Source organism: Afipia sp. GW822-FHT04G07, assembly GCF_058800765.1.
Genome location: NZ_JBXAMP010000001.1, coordinates 462,975 through 479,906, shown reverse-complemented (window position 1 = coordinate 479,906; position 16,932 = coordinate 462,975). Strand labels below are relative to the sequence as shown.

The following is a 16,932-nucleotide window of genomic DNA, read 5'->3' as shown; positions in this document are numbered from 1 at the left end:
TCCTATTTTGTGTCATTATGCAGGCTGTCGGAATCCAGCAGCTGGCCTGAAATCGTGCGTGAATGTCCGCGAAATTCCGCGATCACCACGTTGTGGCTGTCGCGAACGGTGACGTCATAGACGCCGCTGCGTTCGGCGCGCGCGCGTTCGATGGCGTGCGCGGTCAGCGTTTCGCCTTCGTGGACAGATCGAAGGAAGGTTACCGCGCATTGCTGCGCAACGGTGCGCTGATCGTAGGTGTTGCAGGCGAATGCGAATGTTGAATCCGCCAGGGTGAAGATGAAACCGCCGTGGCAGATGCCGTGACCGTTGGTCATGTCCTTGCGAACCGTCATTGAGATAACGGCTTCGCCGGGCGCGATCCGCTGGATGCTCATCCCGAGGCCCTTGCTCGCGCGATCGTCCAGCCACATTTTCTTCGCGCAGGCCTCGGCCACCGCGTTCGCATCGGCGCTATCGATTGAATGGCCAGCGTCCACACTATCCTCCCGGATCTCGGCTGTTACGCTCAGCCCTTGAAGTCAGATTACTATTGACCAACCGTCCGGTCAATTATATTGATGACAGGAGGCGCTAATAGTTGCACTTGAAACTATCGGTGCGCTGTGGTTGGAAACATGCCGGGTAAGCTCAAAAAAATTGGGCACCCATTATCAGGGAGGGAAGAACAGTGAAATCGACATCAGCATTGGGATTCGTGTTGGCCGCCGGCGTTGCCGGGCTGGCGTTTGGCGGCTCTGCACATGCACAGCAGACCGTGAAAATCGGTTCCGTGCTTTCGGTGACCGGTCCCGCGTCGTTTCTCGGCGAACCTGAAGACAAGACGCTTCGGATGTACGTCGACAAGATCAATGCAGCCGGCGGCATCAACGGCAAGAAGATCGAACTCGTGGTCTATGACGACGGCGGCGACGCCAACAAGGCGCGCACCTTTGCAACCCGCCTGATCGAGGACGACAAGGTTGTCGCGATGGCAGGCGGTTCGACGACCGGCACGACCATGGCGATGATTCCTGTTTTCGAAGAAGCCCAGGTTCCATTCATCTCGTTTGGCGGCGCGGTCGAAATCATCGATCCGGTTCGCAAGTATGTCTTCAAGACGCCGCATACCGACAAGATGGCGTGCGAGAAGATTTTCGAGGATCTCAAGCAGCGCAAACTCACGGACATCGCCCTGATCTCGGGCACCGACGGTTTCGGCGCATCGATGAAGGCGCAATGCGTGAAGGCCGCGCCGAACTACGGCATCAAGATCGTCACCGAGGAAAGCTACGGTCCGCGCGACAGCGACATGACCGGCCAGTTGACCAAGATCAAGAACACCGCCGGCGTCAAAGCTGTGGTAAACCCGGGCTTCGGGCAGGGGCCTGCGATCGTCACACGCAACTACGCACAACTCGGCATGAACGCGACGCCGCTCTACCAGAGCCATGGCGTGGCCTCGAAGAGCTTTATCGATCTCGCCGGTGCTTCGGCTGAAGGCGTGCGGTTGCCTGCGGCGGCATTGCTGGTCGGCGACAAGCTGCCTGAGAACGATCCGCAGAAGAAAGTCGTCGTCGATTACAAGAAGACCTACGAGGACGGCACCAAGCAGCCGGTATCGACCTTCGGCGGTCACGCTTATGACGGTCTTCAGATCCTTGTCGAAGCGATGAAGCGCGGCGGCACCACCGACCCGAAGAAGATCCGCGACGAAATCGAGAAGACGAAAGGTTTCGTCGGCACCGGCGGCATTGTGAACATGACGCCGACTGATCACCTCGGGCTCGACCTCTCTGCTTTCCGCATGCTGGAAATCAAGGGCGGCGACTGGACGCTCACCAAGCCGGGCACCTGATCCGATCTTCTCAATGAGATTGCGCTCCCGGACAATTCGGGTGACCGGTTCGGGAGCGCAAGTTTCGGGTTGAAACACTGAATTTTGCCGTTAGTGCCTAGCAGTCCTGAATCCGCGGAGCCGGAATGGCTGAGTTTGTCCAATTTTTGATATCCGGACTGACCGTCGGCGCGGTCTACGCGCTCGTCGCTCTCGGCTTCACGCTGGTCTACAACGCATCGGACGTGGTCAATTTCGCCCAGGGTGAATTTGTCATGCTGGGCGGAATGGTGACGGTCTTCGCCACCGCCGCTGGCGTGCCGCTGCCGCTCGCTGCGGTTCTTGCCGTCTGCGTTTCCGTCGTGGTCGGACTTTTGCTGTACCGGCTCGCGATCGAGCCCGCGCGCGACGCATCTCCGGTTACGCTGATCATCATTACAATCGGCGCGTCGATCCTGCTGCGCGGCGCGGCGCAGATCCTGTTCGACAAGCAATTCCATAAACTCCCCAGCATTTCCGGCGACACGCCGGTCAACCTGCTCGGTGCGACCATTCAGCCGCAGAGCTTCTGGGTGCTCGGCGGCACAGCTGTGATCGTGCTGCTGCTGTATGTGTTTCTTGAACGGACCGTGCTCGGAAAGGCCGTGCTTGCGACGGCGGCCAACCGGCTCGCGGCGCGACTGGTCGGCATCAATACCGCGACCGTGATGGCGCTGGCGTTCGGCGGATCGGCGGCCATTGGCGCGGTGGCCGGAATCCTGATCACGCCCATCACGCTGACGAGCTACGACGTCGGCACAATGCTCGCGCTCAAGGGATTTGCCGCGGCGATGCTCGGCGGCATGGGCAATCCGCTTGGCGCGGTCGCTGGCGGTTTGCTGCTAGGCCTGCTTGAAGCCTTCGGTGTCGGCTACATCAGTTCGACCTACAAGGACGCCTTCGCGTTCATCGTCATTCTCCTTGTCCTGTTCGCCATGCCGCAAGGCCTGTTCGGCCGGCGGACCGTGGAAAGGGTCTGAGCGGTGCTGCAGAAGATCGGCCATCGCTATCTGACATTGATTGCGCTCGCGGCGATCATCGCCGTGCTGCCGCTGATCTTTCCGTCGAGCTATTATTTCCGCGTAGCGTCGCTGGTCTGGGTGTCCGCCTTCGCGGCCATCGGCCTCAACGTCCTGATGGGACAGGCCGGGCAGGTCAGCCTCGGTCATGCGGGCTTCTTCGGAATCGGCGCCTACGCCGTCGCTATCGGCCCCACGCATCTGGGAATACCGCCGTGGGCCGCGCTGCCGATCGGCTGCCTCATCTCGTCCGTGCTGGCCTATCTCGTCGGCCGCCCGATTCTGAAATTGAAAGGGCACTATCTCGCCATCGCGACTCTCGGTCTCGGCGTTCTCGTGGCGCTGGTCATCACCACGGAAAGCCGCTGGACCGGCGGTCCCGACGGAATGCCAGTGGCGAAGCTGGTGCTGTTCGGCTGGCGCGTCAGCGGAGCGGACACGTGGTACTGGATTTCGGGCGGGCTTCTTGTGCTCGGCACGTGGCTGGCGCTCAACCTGAACGATACGCCGACCGGGCGCGCCTTTCGCGCGCTTCATGACAGCGAAGTCGCCGCGCGCGTGGCCGGCATCGATGTTGCGCGTTTCAAGTTGCAGGCCTTCGTCATCGCCGCCGCCTATGCGTCAGTGGCGGGATCCGTGCTTTCGCTGATGAACGGTTTCACCAATCCCGATCAGGCCGGCTTCCTTCACTCCGTTGAAATGGTGACGATGGTGGTGCTGGGCGGGCTTGGCTCGGTCGTCGGCAGTATCGTCGGCGCGGCGGTTCTCATCACGTTGCCGCAGGTGCTGACGGTGTTTCAGGAATACGAGCACCTGCTGCTCGGCTTCATTATCATTGTCTCGATGATCTTCATGCGCGACGGCATTGTCCCGACGCTGTCGCGGTTTCTGGCCAGGAGGACGCAGGCATGACGATCCTTGCGGCCACGGACATCGGAATTTCATTCGGCGGCGTCAAGGCGATTGACGGCGTGAGCTTTGAGGTCAGTCCGGGCCAGATTCTCTCCATCATCGGGCCGAACGGCGCGGGCAAGACCACGCTGTTCAATATCGTCTCCGGCGTATACGAGCGCGATCAGGGACGCGTCGAACTCTCCGGCGAGGACGTCACGGGTCTCACGCCGGACAAGCTCGCCGCGCGCGGACTGTCGCGCACATTCCAGAACCTTCAGATTTTCCAGCGCATGACGGCGGCGGAGAACGTCATGGTCGGCAGGCACCTGCGGGAGCGCTGCAACCTGCTGGCCGACCTGTTCAGGCTGCCGTCGGTGACGCGGCAGAACAGCGAGACGCGGGACGCGGCGCTGACCCTGCTCGACGATGTCGGATTGCGCGGCAGCGCGGATGTCACGGCGGGCTCGCTGTCGTATGGCGCATGCAAGCGTCTGGAAATCGCCCGCGCGCTCGCCGCCGAGCCGCGCGTGCTGCTGCTCGATGAGCCGGCGGCCGGCTGTAACGCCGTGGAGACCGAAGAGATCGACGAACTCATTCGCCGCGTCGCCGCAAAGGGTATCGCCGTCGTTCTGGTCGAACACGACATGAAACTGGTGATGAAGATTTCGGATCGCATTCTGGTGCTGAACCGCGGCAAGCCGATTGCCGAAGGCCTGCCGCGCGAGGTGCGCGACAATCCGGCGGTTCTTGAAGCCTATCTCGGCAAACACGGTGCGAGGGAGGCGGCGCGTGCTTGAAGTTGCCAACCTCCGCAGTTCCTACGGCCGCATTGAGGTGCTGCACGGCGTGACCCTTGCGGTGCGCGCGGGCGAGGTTGTCGCGCTGATCGGCTCGAACGGCGCGGGCAAGACGACGTTGCTGCGGGCGCTGTCGGGCGTACAGCCAATTACTGCGGGCGAGATCCGCTTTCTGGGCGAGCGCATCGATGGCCTGAAGCCGCACCGGCGTGTCGAGCGCGGCATGACGCAATCGCCGGAAGGCCGTCAGATCTTTGGACCGCTCACCGTCGAGGACAATCTTCGCCTCGGGGCTTACATGCGCCGCGACAAGGAGATCGAAAGCGACCGTAACCGCGTGTACGAGATGTTCCCGATTCTTGCGGAAAAGCGGCGTCAGCTTGCGGGCGGGTTGTCCGGCGGCCAGCAGCAGATGCTGGCCATCGGGCGCGCGCTGATGGGCAAGCCGAAACTGTTGCTGCTGGACGAGCCGTCGCTCGGACTATCGCCGACGCTGGTCGATCAGATCCTTGCGGCGATTGTCTCTCTCAGAACCGACGGCGTGACCGTGCTTCTGGTCGAGCAGAACGCCAGCGCGGCCCTTGAGATCGCGGACCGCGGCTACGTGCTGGAAACCGGCAAGGTCGCGTTCGAAGGCGACGGCGCGACGCTGCTGTCGGACCCGAAGGTGAAAGCCGCGTATCTCGGCGCGGCCTGACACGATCAGCCGCGCGACGGTTCGATTCCCGTCTGTACCGGCTCCGCGGCTGTCTCCATTGTCTCGCTGACCGGCGCGCGCCCGAACGAGGCGTAGAGCGCGGGCAGCACAAACAGCGTCAGTAACGTCGCGCTGATAAGGCCGCCGATGACGACGGTGGCAATCGGCCGCTGGACTTCGGCGCCAGTACCGGTCGCCAGCGCCATCGGCACAAAACCGAGCGATGCGACCAGCGCCGTCATGGCGACGGGCCGCAGCCGGGTGAGGGCGCCGGTCAGGATTGCCTCGGCCTTCGCGTGCCCCTTCGCCATCAACTGCTTGATGTAGGTCAGCATGACCAGCCCGTTGAGAACGGCGATGCCCGACAGCGCGATGAACCCGACGGCGGCGGACACCGAGAACGGCATTCCCCGCAACCAGAGCGCCGCCACGCCGCCCGTCAACGCAAGCGGCACGGCGCTGAAGACAATCAGTGCGTCCCGCGCGGTCCCCAGCGCGCTCGTCAGCAACAGAAAGATCAGCAGGAAGCACGCGGGGACGACGAACGATAGCCGCTGGCGCGCGGCGGCGAGATTTTCATACTGCCCGCCCCAGGACATCCAGTAACCGGGTTGCAGGGTCACATTGGCTTCGATCTGCGCGCGGGCGTCATTTACAACCGCGCCAATGTCGCGGTCCCGCACATTCGCCGTAACAACCACGCGTCGCTTGCCGTTCTCGCGGCTGATCTGGTTGGGGCCGTCGCTGATCTTGAAGCTGGCCAACTGGCCAAGCGGAATCGTCACGGGCGTTGGGCCCGCCGACGGGAGCGACACCGGAAGATTTTTCAAGGCATCGAGATCGCTTCGGATCGTTTCCGGCAGCCGGACCACGATCTCGAAGCTGCGATCGCCCTCGAATATTGCGCCGGCGCTTCGTCCACCGATGGCGGTGCCGATGACGTCCTGAACGGCGGCGAGGCTGAGGCCACGCCGAGCGATCTCGGTCTTGTTGACGCTGATGTCCAGCACCGACAGACCGCTGGCCTGTTCGATCCTGACGTCGGTTGCCCCTTTGGTTTTGCGCAAGATGCCTGCGATCTGTCCCGCGCTGCGCAGCAGTGGTTCGAACTCGTCGCCGAACACCTTCACCGCAAGATCGCCGCGCACGCCCGCCAGCAGTTCGTTGAACCGCATCTGGATAGGCTGGGTGAATTCGTAGCCGTTGCCGGGCAATTCGCGCACCGCGTTCGCGATCTGGTCGACGAGCGCGGCCTTGCTCAAGCCCGGATCGGGCCATTCGTCCTGGGGCTTGAAGATCACGAACGTATCGGACGTATTGGGCGGCATCGGATCGGACGCGATCTCGGCCGTGCCGGTTTTCGAGAAAACCGTCGCCACCTGTGGGAAGCGGCCGATGGCCTTCTCGAGGTCGAGTTGCATCGCCTGCGATTGCGTCAAGCTGGTGCTCGGAATCCGCAGCGCGTGCATGGAGAGGTTCTTCTCGTCCAGCGTCGGAATGAACTCCTGACCGAGACGGAAAAACAGCAGCGCGGCTCCCACGAACAAAACGACGCCGGCCGCGATGGCAATGCGGGGCCGTTCGATGGTGCGCGTCAGCAACGGCGCGTAGGACACCTTGAGGCGGCGCACAACGAGGTTGTCGGCTTCCTTGACCCGGCCCGTCACCGCGATGGCGATCAGCGCCGGAACGAAAGTCAGGGACAACACGAAGGCAGCAACCAGCGCGAGGATGACCGTGAGCGCCATCGGCTCGAACATCTTGCCCTCGACGCCGCTGAAGGTGAGCAGCGGGACATAGACCAGAATGATGATAGCCTGTCCGTAAACGCTGGGGCCGATCATTTCTTCCGCCGCCGCCTTCACGGTACCGAGCCGCTCGGACAACGAAAGCTTGCGACCGGCCTCTGTTTGCTTTTCCGCAAGATGCCGCAGCGTGTTCTCGGTGATGATGACTGCCCCGTCGACGATGAGGCCGAAATCCAGCGCGCCGAGACTCATCAGGTTGGCGCTGATCTTTCCTTGCAGCATTCCTGCGGCCGTCATCAGCATGGCAAGCGGGATGACCAGCGCGGTGATAAGCGCCGCGCGGAAGTTGCCGAGCATCAGGAACAGCACAGCGATGACGAGCAGGGCGCCCTCGCTGAGATTGGTCGCGACGGTCGTGATCGTCGCATCGACCAGTTGGGTGCGGTTCAGTACGGTATCGACGCTGACGCCGGCCGGGAGATTGCGCCGGATGTCCTGCATCCTTGCATCGACCGCGGCGGCGACCGTGCGGCTGTTGCCGCCGATCAGCATCAATGCTGTTCCGACGACGACTTCCCGCCCGTCGCGGCTGGCGCTGCCGGTCCGGGTTTCACCCCCGATGGCGATTTCGGCGACGTCGCGAATCCGCACCGGCACCGCGCCGCGTGTGATGATGGTCACATCGCCGATGTCGGCCAGCGTTTCGAGACGTCCGCCGGTGCGTACCGCGATGCCTTCGCCGTTGCGGTCGATGGTGCTGGCGCCCCGGCTGATGTTGTTGGTCTCGACGGCGCGAACGACGTCGCTGAACGAAAGCCCTAGCGAGATCAGCTTCGCGGGATCGGGCTTCACCTGATATTGTTTGACATATCCGCCGATGGCGTCGACGCTCGCCACGCCCGGAACGCTTCGGACTTGCGGCCGGATGATCCAGTCCTGCAATGTTCGCAGATAAGCGCCGCGCTCGACCTCGGTCTTGAGCCGCTCGCCGTCGGACGTGACAAACGTGCCGTCGTTCTGCCAGCCGGATTTGCCGCCGCCGCCGCTGCCGTTTGCTTGCGGCACGAGCGAAACCGTCCACATGTAGATTTCGCCAAGTCCCGTCGAGACCGGTCCCATCTTGGGATCGGCGCCGGACGGCAGGGTCGTGCGTAACTCGATCAACCGTTCATTGATCTGCTGCCGCGCGAAGTAGATGTCGGTCTTCTCGCTGAAGATTGCGGTCACCTGCGAGAAGCCGTTGCGCGACAAAGAGCGGGTGTTTTCCAGTCCCGCGATTCCGGCGAGCGCGGTTTCGATGCGGAACGTCACCTGCTTTTCGATTTCGACCGGCGACAGCGCGGGCGCGGTCGTATTGATCTGCACTTGCTTGTTGGTGATGTCGGGCACGGCATCGATGGGCAGGCGGACAAGTGACCACAGGCCGACTGCGACGCAGCCGAGACTCAGCAGGACGACGGTCCAGCGATGCCGGATGGAGAGGTCGAGAATGCGGCTGATCATGGATTGCGCCTAGTGTTGATGCTCAACGGCGCTTTTGCCGAGGTCTGCCTTCAGGACGAACGTGTTGGCGGTCGCGATCCTGTCGCCGGCGGTCAATCCCGACGTCACTTCAAACGAACGGTTATCCTCGCGGCCGGTAACGATCTTGCGCGGCTCAAATCCATTGGGCGTCTGGACAAAGACGGCGCTCTGACCGTCGATGCTTTGCACCGCGTTCTTGGGCACTACTGTCGCGGCGCGTATTTGCTGGAACGGGATTTCAGCCGTGACGAAACTCCCCGGCCGCAGGACGTGTGAAGGATTGTCGACCGACGCCACCACGCGCGCCGAGCGGGTGTCCCTGTCGAGCAAGGGGCTCACGAACATGATCTTCGCAGGGAGAGGGGCGGAGCCGGAGCCGGTCGCGACGGTGATCGCCTGTCCTTCGCTGACGGCGGCCAGATCGGCGGCTTGCAGTGACAACTCCGCCCAGACCACGCTCGAATCCACAATGACGAACAGTTCGCTTTCCTGGCCTTCGCGGCCGACCAGCGATCCGAGATCGACGCGGCGCTCGGCAATGCGTCCGCTCATGGGTGCGCGCAGTTCCTGCAACCGCAGGCTTTTGACGGGCTGCTGGGGCAGCGCCGAGATCTGATCGCTAGTCAGACCCAGAGCGAACAGTTTCTGGCGCGCGACGTCAAACTTGATCCGCACGTCCTCGAACGCAGTCTTTGCGCGCAGATAGTCGTTCTCGCTGCTCACCTTGGACTCGAACAGGCTTTTGGATCGGCTGAACAGCGTGTCTTGAAGATCGAAAGCGACCTTTGCTGCGAGGTACTGGCTTTTAGCGTCGGCGACCTCCCGGCTTTCGATGATGGCGAGAACGTCGCCCTCGCGGACGTCGTCGCCCAACCGCTTGCGCAACTCGGCGACAGTACCCAGCAGCCGGACGGAAACCTTGGCGATGCGCTCGCCGCTGGGCACGATGGTGCCGGGCACAACAATGCGTTTGGTCAGAAGTCCGTCCCGAACATCCTGGATTGCGAAGTTGCCCGCCGCGATCTGACGTTCGCTGAGCCGGATGATGCCGTCATCGTGATGCGCGGATTGCTTCTGCGCAGGTGGAGCTTCGTGCGCAGATGAAAGCGTGAGGAAAAGCGTTGCGACCGCGCCAAGCGCAATTGCCGCGACAAGAGATCGAAATCTGGTCCGAAATAGTTTCATCGTCAAAACCCCGCGAGCGGTGAAGCTCGTGCCATCGCCAGGTCTGTTGTCAGACACGTCGGCGAATTTGAGTCGTCTGCGAAAAGATGAATGCAGGCAGGCCGTCGCGCGGCTTTTCAGGCTGCGGACATGCCGAACGGGCCTTTACGGCCGCGTTGACTTTAAGCGCGGGGTGGTTTGAAGAGCGGCAGGCCGGCGAGCGACACCAGCGTTTGCTCACGCCCGATGCGCGGCGCCTGATGGCCGATGTCGGCTGGAAGCTGCACGACGAAGGTCGGCTGTCCGGTGACGTGATTCAGGCAATGCCCGCAATGAACGGCCATCTTGTTGTCGGGCGCGTCGGGCGGGGTCGTGCCGTCGAGGTCCATCGCGACGACCGCGGACGAGGAGCCGGCAACGGCCAGATCGCAGCTGCCGCAATGGATCAGTGAAGCAACAAGGCCGAGCATCAGCGCCAGAACAAGCGTCAGACGGCGTCGCCGTCCGTTCTGTCCCGCGCCGAGCATCGCGCTGATGTTTGCACCACTTGCCATGTCGTATCAGTAGATTCTTCGTTGGGCCTTTTCAAGGCCGGTTTAGATCACATGATCGGAAGCCAGCGCGCAGGCGGCGGCACTGGTCGCAATCTGGATGGTCGTGTGCTGGATGTTATACTGTTCATTCAACTGCTGCGCGGCCTGAATCAGAAAGGCATCGCCCGGATGGCCGGAGGGCATGACCAGATGACAGGTCAGCGCGGCCTCGGTTGTGCTCATCGGCCAGATATGCAGATCGCAAATCTCGGTTACACCCGGACGCTGTTCGAGATAACGGCGCACCGCCACCGGATCGATGTTCGACGGCACCGCGTCGAGCGACATGGCCGTGCTGTCGCGCAGCAGTCCCCATGTGCCCCACACAATGACGGCGACAATCACGAGACTTACGAGTGGGTCGAGCCACAGCCAGCCGGTGAACATGATGACCAGCGCGGCGGCGACGACGCCCGCCGACACGGCGGCGTCGGCCACCATGTGCAGGTAAGCGCCCTTGATGTTGAGATCGCCCTTGCGTCCGGATGCGAACAGCCACGCGGTAAATCCGTTGATGGCGATGCCGATTGTGGCCACGATCATCACCGTCGTCTCGGCAACGGGTTGAGGATTCAATAGCCGCAGGATTGCTTCCCAGCCGATTGCGCCGACTGCGATCAGCAGAAAGACCGCGTTGAAAAGCGCCGCCAGGATCGACGAGCCGCGCAGACCGTAAGTGTAGCGCGCTGAGGGGGGCCGCTTCGACAGCGCCACCGCGATCCACGCGACCACCAGCCCCAGCACGTCGGACAGGTTGTGCCCTGCGTCCGCGATCAGGGCGGTCGAGTTGCTCGCATAGCCATAGACCGCCTCGACAATGACAAAGACCGTGTTGAGCACGATCCCGACCGCAAAGGCCGGTCCAAAGTTTGCGGGCGCGTGCGTGTGGCCACCCGGTCCGTGGGAATGAACCTCATGCCTATGATCGGCGTGGTCGTGCGCGTGATGATGCGATTGTGTCATGCAATGCTCGTACAGGCCTGAGTCCCTGCGGGGCTCAGTGGCTGTATGCGATATGCGTCATCCGGAAACCGAATACTATCACAGCTGGCAAGGTGCAGCCGCGACGGGCTGTTATTATTGAAACGGCTTCACATCCGCGACGGCGCGGGAGCGTGCAACCGTGCTCACGATGTTGTCGGCGAGCAGGCGTGCGAGGCAGGAATAGCCCCAGTCGTTCATGTGCAGGCCATCCGCCGTAATGAACCGGTCGAATGCGATGGCCTGATCTTCGTGCCAGTGGCGCATGGCGACGTAGCGGCGGAACAGCGGAACGTGGGCCTGCTTCGCGATATAGGCGATCAGCCCGACCATGTCGCTGACAGCGGGCTTGGCGTTGACGCGTGGTGCGAATTGCGGGTCGATCAGCAGCACGTCGGCGCCGGTTTTCTTGATGCGCGCAATTCCGGCCTGCAACAATTCGCCGGTCGCGGGGACGCTGCCGTCGCGCAACAGGGTATTGGTGCCGAGTTGCCAGATCACCAGATCGGGCTTCGCGTCGAGAATGGAATCCATTCGCGCCATCATGTCGGCGGCTTCTTCGCCGTTGACGCCGCGATTGATGATGGTGATCGGCGTGCCGGGAAATCTCTGGCGCAACTCGCGCTCGAGGCGGCTTGGATACGAATAGGCGGGCGAGCTTGCGCCCGACCCGCCGGTCGAGGACGAGCCGACTGCAACGATGGTGACCGGGTCGTGTGCATCAAGCCGTTTGGCGACGCGGGTAATCGGCGCGTCGAGCTGCGCCAGCGACTTGGATTGCACGCAAGGCTGCGTCTTGAAAACGGCATTGAGATCGTCGGACACCGGCACGCTTTTGCCGGCGCTCGTGGCCTGTTCGGCATGAGAGGTGGCGGGGTACACGACGACGGCAGACAGCCCGAGCGCAAACGCGCCGATCGTCGCTGCGATGGTCGAAGCAGTTTTCCGGCCGTGAATGAGGCTGAGCATCAAAAGCGGACCTTGGCGTGGCGGCCATCGAAGGTCCGCATCGATCGATAAATAGCGACAATTTGGCGCGCATTCAATGCGCCATTCGGCGATATGGAACTGATGCTTAACTGAAATTCCCCGCAAAAATAGGGTGATAAGCGGGGTCAGGACCTGCTGCGACGCACAAATCCGTGAGCGGTGCGGCTTGGGCGCGCGTCAGATGGTCTTGCCGATCAGCGCACTGACTCCGTTCCAGATGATCTGGATGCCGATGCAAAACAGGATGAAGGCGGACAGCCGCATCATGACGTCCGTTCCGCGCGCCCCGAGATAGGCGATGATGCGATCGGCGAAGCGATAGCTGACGAACACCGTGATGGCGATGGCGGCAAGGCCGGCGATCGCCGCGCCGCCCAGAATGGCCAGTTCAGCGAGATCCGCCGCGCCGGTCGGCCGCTGGCTGCCGAGCGTCACCGCGACGGAAATGGAGCCTGGCCCGACGGTCAGCGGCATGGTCAGCGGATAAAATGCATCGACGGCGGGACCTGTGTTGCTGACCTTCGCGCGATCCGGTCCGGGGTCTTCCGGTGCGTGCAACAGTTGCCATCCGAACGCAGCCACCACGAGACCGCCGGCGACCCGAACGACGGGCAGGGTGATGCCGAAGAAGACAAGAACATGCGAACCGATGAACAGCGACCCCAGCAGCAGGAAGAAACTGTTTCGCGCGACGTTCTGGGCAAGCACGCTGCGCTCGGCAGAACTGCGCCCCCGGGTCATCCGCAGGAAAAGCGGTGCGCTGCCGATCGGATTGACGATCGGAAACAGCGCCGCATAGACCAGCAGAAACGCATTGATGATGTTTTGCACGACGCCCGCCCCGACGGCACCCAGCCCCAAACGCTGTGCGGCGGCTGATTGCCACGACCGATTTCCAACAGAGATCGCGGATGTTTGCAACCCGGATGGCCGCAAGCCCGGCTCAGGAGTTCGGATTCCAGAATAATGGCGTTCAGGCCGTTCAGCTGCCTATGAAATCCTCGTCTTGCGCCGCGGGCCTTGATACCGTGCCACGTTGAGCAAACACGGTTGATTCATGCAGCGCATACCGGTCTTTATCATCGTTACGGCGTTGGCGAGTCTTCCGTCGTTGGTTGCGCGCGCAGAGCCGGTCCCGATTGTCTGCACGATCCTGCCGGGCGAACAATCGGCCAGCGTGTTGTTGACCAATCCATTCAATTACACCGCATCATGTCAGGCGAACTGCAAATTCTCCACCGCCGTCTACGACGACAACCCGCAGATCATCTGCGCCAAGCCGGTACCCGCCGGCAAGCAAGTCGAGATGTGTATTCTCAAGGCCGCAGGCAACAAGCTGCTGAAGCTGGTCGATGCGACGGCGGATTGCAGAAAGCCCTGAGGCTCGGCGGGTCGAACACCGGCATTGAAAGTCTGCTTACGCGGGCAGACAAATGAAAGCCCCGCTTACGCGAGGCTTGCACTTGAAGGCTGTTCGTCCTGTCTTATCGGCCGAAGAAAAGCCAGAGCAGGATGATCACCGGGATGGGCACGCCCACCAGCCATAACAAAAGTCCTTTTCCCATATTAACCTCCATCGCGTTCCTGAAACATGTGATGGAGAACATCGGAAAGGTCGTCTTGTTCCCTCGTGGCTGTCCTGCGTTACCGGTGAATCACCAATGCCCGGTATTGGGCATCGAACTCCACGGCTCCTTCGGCGCGAGTGCGTCGCCCTTTTGCAGCAGCTCGATGGAATGCAGATCCGGTGAACGGATGAACGCCATCTGCCCGTCGCGCGGTGGACGGTTGATGGTGATGCCGAGTTTCATCAGGCGGTCGCAGGTCGCGTAAATGTCATCGACCTCGTAGGCGAGATGCCCGAAGTAGCGATCTTCGCCGTAGGTCTCTTCATCCCAGTTGTAGGTGAGTTCGACCAGCGGCGCGCCGCGGCCCTTGACCTGCTTGAGCAGCGCCTCGTCCTCGGCCGCGCACAAAAACACCAGGGTGAAACGGCCTTTCTCGCTTTCGGTGCGGCGGACTTCCTTTAGCCCGAGCGCGTCGCTGTAGAATTTCAAGGCCGTGTCGAGATTGCGGACACGCAGCATGGTGTGCAGATAACGCATGTTTCTTGTCTCCATGGGAGCTTCGCGGACGTTCCGTCCGGTACGGTGGCATTGAATAGCAGCAAATCGCTGCGAAGGGCAGGCGTGGCGCGGGATGCTGCAACAAAAAGCCCTGCCACAAGGGCAAGGCTCCGCGAAAGTACGCCTACGAAATCGGAAAGGGCACTTTCGCGAACTGGCTAGCAAGATTCCGTCGGGCCTGGTGGCGGCTCCGGGACCTCATCCACACAACTCTCCGTGAGCGACGTTTCCAGGCACTGATCCAGCGACCTATGAACAGACGTATAGTGGAAGGTCCGCGAGCATCAGTGAGCATTCTCGATGAGCTTCGTGCGATAGACTTCTTCGCCGTCCTCGTCGCTGACAAGAATGGAGTAGCCCTTCGCCGCGAGCATCGGCTCTTCCTGAACCAAATGCCTGGCCAGCTTGTCCGCGACCTCCGACGCCTGAACTGCGTCCTCGAGCTCTTGACCGTCTTGGTCGGCGATCGTCTTCCCGTCGACCAGATCAAAATGAAATCGCATCGGTCCCTCTAGATAAAAACCCCGCCATCTGCCGAGGCATATGACGGGGTTCTTCATGCCTGCATCCATCGCTGGGTACCTGCACCTGAGATAATAACGACGAAGCTGACTGTTCGTTCCGATCCTTTTTGGATATTGCGGACCCGAATTGGATCAGTCCCGCATATGTCTTTCAGTCGCGTTGGCGCCGAAAGCAGAGCTAAAGAACCATACCGAACAGAAAAAGAATCGCGAGACCGGCAAACGCGTAGCGAAGCAGGCGGTCTTCGGCGATTGCTTCGATGATCTTCATGGCGGCCTCCGTCAAAAGAGGGCAATACCAAGGCGCGCGATTTGTTCCAGCAATCGATGAAAATTTTATTCGTCAAAGTCCCCGGCGGTTTTGCTCACGGCTTGAACTCTCAACAGCCAATCAGACTTGGCAATCAGGTTTTGCGCACGGGAACTTTTTGCGCTGCGCCGCCGTTGTCCTTCGCATATCTCATGCAAAGGAGGCCCTGTGGACGAGGTTATTGATCGGATCATTCATACCTTTGGTATGATGCGAAACCTGGATGAAGCGAACTTGCGCGAGGCGCGCGAGAGCGTCGGCAGTTACATCGGAACGCTCTCGTCCGCCGGTGAAACCGACCCGAAACGTCTGGCGGTTTTCGGTCTGGCCTATTTGCGTAATCGTGAGGACGGCTCGACGCCCGGCTTCACCGGCTGCTGAGTATTCCAAGCGATTGATTGCCGTATGACAGTGGATAAGGAATCGCATCTGCTGGCGACGGGAGTCCCTTCTTGCTACCTCCATTCTCCGTTCAACGGAGAAGATGATGCAAAAAGTAGATCTGGATTCGATGTCCATCGACGATCTGGCGACGCTGCTCGATCAGACCACCGAAAAACTCGCCGACAAGATTGCCGCGCGCCAGCGCGAACTCGCCGCCGAGATGGAAAAGCTTGCCGCGTTCGGCAAGAAAACCAAGGTTGTTGCGCCCAAGAAAGACCTGGCGCCCGGGAAAGACCTGAAAGACGTCAAGGACGCCTTGAAGCCTGAATCGGTGAAGCCTCAGGACGCGAAAATCCAGGATGCTCCGAAGGTGCAGGCGACCAAGGCAGCCTGATCTGACGGGTCATTGATTTCGGAAATGGGGGCTTCGCGCCCCCATTTTTGTTGAGCTATACTTTTCCGCGCGCGGCGTGAGTGCATCGGCTTTGAGGATCGGATGACGAGACGGTTTGCGAGACGGTTTGAATGATTGCGTCCGATCTTCGCAGCGGAATCGACCTGCTCGGCGACTTGATCGCCGAAGCACGGACCATCGTGCCGTTTACGGGCGCCGGCATTTCCACCGAATGCGGAATTCCCGACTTCCGCTCGCCCGGCGGCTTGTGGACCCGCAATCGTCCCATTCCGTTCGATGAGTTCGTTGCGAGCCAGGATGCACGGGATGAGTCATGGCGCCGCCGGTTCGCGATGGAGCCGAGCTTTGCGGCGGCCCGGCCGGGCCGGGGGCACCGCGCGCTGGCGTCGCTCTACAAGGCGGGCAAGGTGCCGGCGATCGTCACCCAGAACATTGACAACCTGCATCAGGCGTCAGGGTTTTCGGCCGAGCATGTCGTTGAGTTGCATGGCAATACCACCTACGCCCGCTGCATCGGCTGCGGAAAACGCTTCGAGATTTCCTGGGTCAAGGAGCGCTTCGACACCGGCGGCGCACCATCCTGCACCGCTTGCGGGGAGCCGGTGAAGTCGGCGACGATTTCGTTTGGCCAGTCCATGCCGGAAGACGAGATGCGTCGCGCCAAGGAACTTGCTGAACACTGTGATCTTTTTCTCGCGATCGGCTCGTCACTCGTGGTCTGGCCGGCGGCCGGTTTTCCCGTACTGGCGCGGAATTGCGGCGCCAAACTGGTGATCATCAACAACGAACCGACCGATCAGGACGACATTGCCGACCTGGTGATCCGTCACGACATCGGCGAGACGCTTGGACCGTTCGTCGGCAACTGACCAGTGGAGTGGATTTGACATTCGCAATCCACTCGGCAGCGC

18 protein-coding genes are annotated in these 16,932 nt (G+C 61.6%); 9 read left to right on the top strand and 9 right to left on the bottom strand.

Annotation, left to right across the window (positions count from 1 at the left end):
- Positions 1 to 2: 2 nt before the first annotated feature.
- A complete protein-coding gene (gene paaI / locus AC1RKJ_RS02310) occupies positions 3 to 413 on the bottom strand; it encodes a hydroxyphenylacetyl-CoA thioesterase PaaI (RefSeq protein ID WP_492792622.1) in 411 nt (136 codons plus the stop codon).
- Positions 414 to 670: 257 nt separating this feature from the next.
- On the opposite strand from paaI, the gene AC1RKJ_RS02305 reads away from it, so the two are divergent.
- From AC1RKJ_RS02305 to AC1RKJ_RS02285, 5 genes are all read left to right on the top strand, one after another.
- Positions 671 to 1,837 (top strand): ABC transporter substrate-binding protein, encoded by a 1,167-nt coding sequence (locus AC1RKJ_RS02305; protein WP_492789287.1) that lies wholly within the window; start codon positions 671 to 673, stop codon positions 1,835 to 1,837.
- A 125-nt stretch (positions 1,838 to 1,962) separates the two neighbouring features.
- Complete coding sequence (locus AC1RKJ_RS02300) at positions 1,963 to 2,835, top strand: branched-chain amino acid ABC transporter permease (protein WP_492789286.1); 873 nt, start codon at positions 1,963 to 1,965, stop codon at positions 2,833 to 2,835.
- Positions 2,836 to 2,838: 3 nt separating this feature from the next.
- Positions 2,839 to 3,786 (top strand): branched-chain amino acid ABC transporter permease, encoded by a 948-nt coding sequence (locus tag AC1RKJ_RS02295; RefSeq protein ID WP_492789285.1) that lies wholly within the window; start codon positions 2,839 to 2,841, stop codon positions 3,784 to 3,786.
- A complete protein-coding gene (locus AC1RKJ_RS02290; RefSeq protein WP_492789284.1) occupies positions 3,783 to 4,565 on the top strand; it encodes an ABC transporter ATP-binding protein in 783 nt (260 codons plus the stop codon). Before AC1RKJ_RS02295 ends, AC1RKJ_RS02290 begins: the two co-directional genes overlap by 4 nt.
- Positions 4,558 to 5,262 (top strand): ABC transporter ATP-binding protein, encoded by a 705-nt coding sequence (locus AC1RKJ_RS02285; protein WP_492789283.1) that lies wholly within the window; start codon positions 4,558 to 4,560, stop codon positions 5,260 to 5,262. Before AC1RKJ_RS02290 ends, AC1RKJ_RS02285 begins: the two co-directional genes overlap by 8 nt.
- Before the next feature lie 5 nt (positions 5,263 to 5,267).
- Here the strand turns inward: AC1RKJ_RS02285 and AC1RKJ_RS02280 are convergent, their stop codons facing one another.
- From AC1RKJ_RS02280 to AC1RKJ_RS02255, 6 genes are all read right to left on the bottom strand, one after another.
- Positions 5,268 to 8,513, bottom strand: coding sequence for an efflux RND transporter permease subunit (locus AC1RKJ_RS02280; RefSeq protein WP_492789282.1), 3,246 nt, complete (start codon positions 8,511 to 8,513; stop codon positions 5,268 to 5,270).
- Between the two features lie 9 nt (positions 8,514 to 8,522).
- Positions 8,523 to 9,719, bottom strand: a complete 1,197-nt coding sequence (locus AC1RKJ_RS02275; protein WP_492789281.1) for an efflux RND transporter periplasmic adaptor subunit — start codon at positions 9,717 to 9,719, stop codon at positions 8,523 to 8,525.
- 161 nt (positions 9,720 to 9,880) lie between these two features.
- Positions 9,881 to 10,252, bottom strand: coding sequence for a ferrichrome ABC transporter substrate-binding protein (locus AC1RKJ_RS02270; RefSeq protein ID WP_492789280.1), 372 nt, complete (start codon positions 10,250 to 10,252; stop codon positions 9,881 to 9,883).
- A 42-nt stretch (positions 10,253 to 10,294) separates the two neighbouring features.
- Positions 10,295 to 11,254 carry a cation diffusion facilitator family transporter gene (locus AC1RKJ_RS02265; protein WP_492789279.1) on the bottom strand — a complete coding sequence of 320 codons (960 nt, stop codon included), beginning with the start codon at positions 11,252 to 11,254 and terminating at the stop codon, positions 10,295 to 10,297.
- A gap of 114 nt (positions 11,255 to 11,368) precedes the next feature.
- Positions 11,369 to 12,241: an SGNH/GDSL hydrolase family protein gene (locus AC1RKJ_RS02260; RefSeq protein ID WP_492789278.1), complete on the bottom strand. Its 873-nt coding sequence runs from the start codon at positions 12,239 to 12,241 to the stop codon at positions 11,369 to 11,371.
- 198 nt (positions 12,242 to 12,439) lie between these two features.
- The gene (locus AC1RKJ_RS02255) at positions 12,440 to 13,093 is read right to left on the bottom strand and encodes a MarC family protein (RefSeq protein ID WP_492789277.1); all 654 of its coding nucleotides are present in this window, start codon (positions 13,091 to 13,093) and stop codon (positions 12,440 to 12,442) included.
- Between the two features lie 226 nt (positions 13,094 to 13,319).
- Here AC1RKJ_RS02255 and AC1RKJ_RS02250 point away from each other — a divergent pair, with 226 nt between their 5' ends.
- Positions 13,320 to 13,643, top strand: a complete 324-nt coding sequence (locus AC1RKJ_RS02250) for a hypothetical protein (RefSeq protein ID WP_492789276.1) — start codon at positions 13,320 to 13,322, stop codon at positions 13,641 to 13,643.
- A 274-nt stretch (positions 13,644 to 13,917) separates the two neighbouring features.
- Here the strand turns inward: AC1RKJ_RS02250 and AC1RKJ_RS02245 are convergent, their stop codons facing one another.
- Together AC1RKJ_RS02245 and AC1RKJ_RS02240 are read right to left on the bottom strand one after the other, a co-directional pair.
- Positions 13,918 to 14,367, bottom strand: coding sequence for a VOC family protein (locus tag AC1RKJ_RS02245; protein ID WP_492789275.1), 450 nt, complete (start codon positions 14,365 to 14,367; stop codon positions 13,918 to 13,920).
- 305 nt (positions 14,368 to 14,672) lie between these two features.
- Positions 14,673 to 14,948 (bottom strand): DUF6894 family protein, encoded by a 276-nt coding sequence (locus AC1RKJ_RS02240; protein ID WP_492789274.1) that lies wholly within the window; start codon positions 14,946 to 14,948, stop codon positions 14,673 to 14,675.
- A 442-nt stretch (positions 14,949 to 15,390) separates the two neighbouring features.
- Between AC1RKJ_RS02240 and AC1RKJ_RS02235 the strand changes: the two genes are divergently transcribed.
- The 3 genes from AC1RKJ_RS02235 to AC1RKJ_RS02225 all read left to right on the top strand — a co-directional run bounded on the left by AC1RKJ_RS02235 (position 15,391) and on the right by AC1RKJ_RS02225 (position 16,890).
- Positions 15,391 to 15,603, top strand: a complete 213-nt coding sequence (locus AC1RKJ_RS02235; protein ID WP_492789273.1) for a hypothetical protein — start codon at positions 15,391 to 15,393, stop codon at positions 15,601 to 15,603.
- A 103-nt stretch (positions 15,604 to 15,706) separates the two neighbouring features.
- The gene (locus tag AC1RKJ_RS02230; RefSeq protein WP_492789272.1) at positions 15,707 to 16,000 is read left to right on the top strand and encodes a hypothetical protein; all 294 of its coding nucleotides are present in this window, start codon (positions 15,707 to 15,709) and stop codon (positions 15,998 to 16,000) included.
- A gap of 131 nt (positions 16,001 to 16,131) precedes the next feature.
- Positions 16,132 to 16,890, top strand: coding sequence for an SIR2 family NAD-dependent protein deacylase (locus AC1RKJ_RS02225; RefSeq protein ID WP_492789271.1), 759 nt, complete (start codon positions 16,132 to 16,134; stop codon positions 16,888 to 16,890).
- Positions 16,891 to 16,932 lie beyond the last annotated feature (42 nt).

Excerpts from the sequence above, each read along its gene's own strand:
- paaI (WP_492792622.1), bottom strand. The coding sequence starts at position 413 with ATGTGGCTGGACGATCGCGCGAGCAAGGGCCTCGGGATGAGCATCCAG.
- AC1RKJ_RS02300 (WP_492789286.1), top strand. The coding sequence starts at position 1,963 with ATGGCTGAGTTTGTCCAATTTTTGATATCCGGACTGACCGTCGGCGCG.
- AC1RKJ_RS02290 (WP_492789284.1), top strand. The coding sequence starts at position 3,783 with ATGACGATCCTTGCGGCCACGGACATCGGAATTTCATTCGGCGGCGTC.
- AC1RKJ_RS02280 (WP_492789282.1), bottom strand. The coding sequence starts at position 8,513 with ATGATCAGCCGCATTCTCGACCTCTCCATCCGGCATCGCTGGACCGTC.
- AC1RKJ_RS02275 (WP_492789281.1), bottom strand. The coding sequence starts at position 9,719 with ATGAAACTATTTCGGACCAGATTTCGATCTCTTGTCGCGGCAATTGCG.
- AC1RKJ_RS02270 (WP_492789280.1), bottom strand. The coding sequence starts at position 10,252 with ATGGCAAGTGGTGCAAACATCAGCGCGATGCTCGGCGCGGGACAGAAC.
- AC1RKJ_RS02265 (WP_492789279.1), bottom strand. The coding sequence starts at position 11,254 with ATGACACAATCGCATCATCACGCGCACGACCACGCCGATCATAGGCAT.
- AC1RKJ_RS02260 (WP_492789278.1), bottom strand. The coding sequence starts at position 12,241 with ATGCTCAGCCTCATTCACGGCCGGAAAACTGCTTCGACCATCGCAGCG.
- AC1RKJ_RS02250 (WP_492789276.1), top strand. The coding sequence starts at position 13,320 with ATGCAGCGCATACCGGTCTTTATCATCGTTACGGCGTTGGCGAGTCTT.
- AC1RKJ_RS02245 (WP_492789275.1), bottom strand. The coding sequence starts at position 14,367 with ATGCGTTATCTGCACACCATGCTGCGTGTCCGCAATCTCGACACGGCC.
- AC1RKJ_RS02240 (WP_492789274.1), bottom strand. The coding sequence starts at position 14,948 with ATGAAGAACCCCGTCATATGCCTCGGCAGATGGCGGGGTTTTTATCTA.
- AC1RKJ_RS02230 (WP_492789272.1), top strand. The coding sequence starts at position 15,707 with ATGATGCAAAAAGTAGATCTGGATTCGATGTCCATCGACGATCTGGCG.
- AC1RKJ_RS02225 (WP_492789271.1), top strand. The coding sequence starts at position 16,132 with ATGATTGCGTCCGATCTTCGCAGCGGAATCGACCTGCTCGGCGACTTG.